Consider the following 2964-nt stretch of genomic DNA (forward strand, 5'->3'; position numbering starts at 1 on the left):
AAGATCAACCCCGACACCCAACGCATCTCGCTGGGCATGAAGCAGCTCCAGTCCGACCCGTGGGACGGTGTGGAAGCCAAGTATCCGGTGGGCGCGAAGTTCACCGGCCGGATCACCAACATCACCGACTACGGCGCCTTCGTGGAGCTGGAAGCCGGCGTCGAGGGCTTGGTCCACGTGTCCGAAATGTCCTGGACCAAGAAGAACGTGCATCCGGGCAAGATCGTCTCCACCAGCCAGGAAGTCGAAGTCGTCGTCCTGGACGTCGATCCGTCCAAGCGTCGCGTGTCCCTCGGCCTCAAGCAGGCGATGGCCAATCCGTGGGAGGCCTTCATCGAGGCCCACCCCGTCGGTTCGACCGTCGAAGGCGAAGTCAAGAACGCCACCGAGTTCGGCCTGTTCATCGGTCTCGACAACGACATCGACGGCATGGTGCACCTGTCGGACCTCGACTGGGCCGCGGCCGGCGAAGAAGCCATCGCCAAGTACAACAAGGGCGATGTGGTCAAGGCCAAGGTGCTCGACGTCGACGTCGAGAAGGAACGCATCAGCCTGGGCGTCAAGCAACTGGCCGGCGATCCGATGTCGGGCGACACCTACCGCAAGGGCCAGACGGTGACCGTCACGGTGACCGAGGTGACCACGGGCGGCATTGAAGTGCGCTTCGGCGAGGACGCGGCTCAGATGAGTTCGTTCATCCGCAAGTCCGACCTGTCGCGCGACCGGGCCGACCAACGCCCGGAACGCTTCGCCGTCGGCGACCGCGTGGACGCTCAGATCGCCAACTGGGACAAGGCCGCTCGCCGCGTCTCGCTGTCGATCAAGGCGCTGGAAATGGCCGAGGAAAAGACCGCCATCGAGCAGTTCGGGTCCTCGGACTCCGGCGCTTCGCTGGGCGACATCCTGGGGGCCGCCCTGCGCGAGAAGGCTCAGAAGGAATAGAGCTTTCTGCGCGGGACAAGTCCGCTTGAACTGAAGTCGGCCCCGTCAGGTTCGCGCCTGGCGGGGCCTTTTCGTTGCCCGATCGCCCGGAGTTTCGCCGCCGCTGGGCGTCCCGCCACAACCGCTGCTTTGCGCCTTGAACTGGCGGCGCGGTTCGACCATGGTCCGTCGCTCCACAACCGCCAGGGCCGCATGATAAAATCGGAACTCATCGCTCGCCTCGCCGAGGAGAATCCGCACCTTACCCAGCGCGACATCGAGCGCGTGGTCGGCGTGATCCTCGAGCGCATGATCCATGCCCTCGAAGACGGAGGCCGCGTCGAACTGCGCGGGTTCGGGGCGTTGTCGGTACGTTCGCGCGATGCGCGCGCCGGGCGCAATCCGCGCACCGGCGAGCCGGTCGAGGTGCGCGCCAAACACGTCCCGTTCTTCAAGAGCGGCAAGGAGCTGCGCGAGCGCCTGAACGCCGACGAGTGAGAGTGAGCGCATGAGCATTTTCAGCGAATTCCGCGAGTTCATCGCCCGCGGAAACGTCATCGACCTTGCGGTCGGCGTGATCATCGGCGCGGCGTTCAACTCGATCGTCAAAAGCCTGGTGGAACAGGTGGTCATGCCGCCGATCGGCCTGCTCACCGGCGGCGTCGATTTCTCGCACAAGGAATGGATCCTCAAGGTCGACAACCCGGCGACGCCAGCGATCGATCCGGTGGCGATCCAGTACGGCGCCTTCATCAACACGGTGATCCAGTTTTTGATCGTCGCCTGGGCGGTGTTCCTGCTGGTCAAGCTGGTCAATGTCATTCGCCGCGCAGACGCAGCCAGCGCCGAGGAGACGCCGGGCCCGACGCCGACCGAGGCGCTGCTGATCGAGATCCGCGATGAACTGCGCGGCATCGCGCCCGCGCCCACCGTCGCAGCGCCTTCTCCGGCGGTCGTCGCCAAGCCGGCGGCGCGGAAACCTGCGCCGCGCAAGCCCAAAGCCTGACCCGTGCGAACGACCGCCCGTCGACGTTCCTATTATTATAAATGAATGGTCATTCTCCTATTGATTGACCGAGGAGTTGACCTCGGCCCTTGTCCCCGGGCGGCGGAAACCCCTAATCCCCGGCCATGAGCGATGCGCGCATCCAGTCGAAGATCTGCGGCCTTTCCACGCCCGACGGCGTGCGCGCTGCGCTGGACGGCGGCGCGGCCTACATCGGGCTGAACTTCTTTCCCGCCAGTCCCCGCTACGTGACGGTGGATGCGGCGGTGCGGCTCGCGGCGCCGGTGCGCGGCAGAGCGCGGATCGTCGCGGTGCTGGTCGATCCTTCCGACGCGCTGCTGGACGAGGTGGCCCGCGACCTGAAACCTGATTTCATCCAGCTTCATGGACCCGAGACGCCGTCCCGCGCGCTTGAGGCTGGGCGTCGCACGGGTGCCGGCGTCATCAAGGCCATGCCGATCTCGGACTCCGCCGACGTCGCGCGCGCCCAGACCTATGAGGACGCGGTGGACCATCTGATGTTCGACACCAAACCGCCGAAGGACGCCGTGCTGCCGGGCGGCACCGGCGCGCGGTTCGACTGGACCCTGCTGGCCGGGCGCCGATTCGCCAGGCCGTGGTTCCTGGCTGGCGGCCTCGATCCCTGGAATGTCGGAGAGGCGATCTCCGCGTCCGGCGCGCCCATCGTCGACGTTTCCTCTGGCGTGGAGCGTGGTCCCGGACTAAAGGACCCGGCCTTGATCATGGCCTTTCTTGACGCTGTCCGTCGCGCCTGAGGTTCTTTTGAACGCGCCTTTGACCCCCAACGACTACACCGCCTATCCGGACGCCGCTGGTCGGTTCGGGGACTATGGCGGGCGCTATGTGCCCGAGACCCTGATGCCGCTCGTCCACGACCTTGACGCGGCCTATTCGGCGGCCAAGGTCGACCCGGCCTTCCAGGGTGAGCTGAAGAGCTTCCTCAAGCACTATGTGGGACGCCCCAGCCCGCTCTATTTCGCCGAGCGGATGACCGCGCATCTGGGCGGTGCCAAGGT

Annotated in this window: 3 protein-coding genes and 2 pseudogenes; all 5 read left to right on the forward strand. The window is 65.9% G+C overall.

The genetic code is table 11. The features are described 5' to 3' along the window. A partial coding sequence (locus Q8M88_RS05475) for a S1 RNA-binding domain-containing protein (RefSeq protein WP_305595237.1) occupies positions 1 to 942 on the forward strand: 942 nt, incomplete at its 5' end. Between the two features lie 192 nt (positions 943 to 1134). Further along, complete coding sequence (locus Q8M88_RS05480; protein ID WP_305595240.1) at positions 1135 to 1419, forward strand: integration host factor subunit beta; 285 nt, start codon at positions 1135 to 1137, stop codon at positions 1417 to 1419. Positions 1420 to 1429: 10 nt separating this feature from the next. Further along, a pseudogene (gene mscL / locus Q8M88_RS05485) lies at positions 1430 to 1828 on the forward strand (large-conductance mechanosensitive channel protein MscL); the annotation flags it as partial. A gap of 224 nt (positions 1829 to 2052) precedes the next feature. Further along, positions 2053 to 2703, forward strand: coding sequence for a phosphoribosylanthranilate isomerase (locus Q8M88_RS05490; protein ID WP_305595239.1), 651 nt, complete (start codon positions 2053 to 2055; stop codon positions 2701 to 2703). 7 nt (positions 2704 to 2710) lie between these two features. Further along, positions 2711 to 2964 (forward strand): annotated as a pseudogene (locus tag Q8M88_RS05495) (tryptophan synthase subunit beta); the annotation flags it as partial.

The sequence above is a fragment of the Phenylobacterium sp. genome (assembly GCF_030693805.1).
Lineage (GTDB): Bacteria > Pseudomonadota > Alphaproteobacteria > Caulobacterales > Caulobacteraceae > Phenylobacterium.

What these genes read in the sequence shown, in the direction of transcription:
- Q8M88_RS05490 (WP_305595239.1), top strand. Translation starts at nt 2,053, where the DNA reads ATGAGCGATGCGCGCATCCAGTCGAAGATCTGCGGCCTTTCCACGCCC.
- Q8M88_RS05480 (WP_305595240.1), top strand. Translation starts at nt 1,135, where the DNA reads ATGATAAAATCGGAACTCATCGCTCGCCTCGCCGAGGAGAATCCGCAC.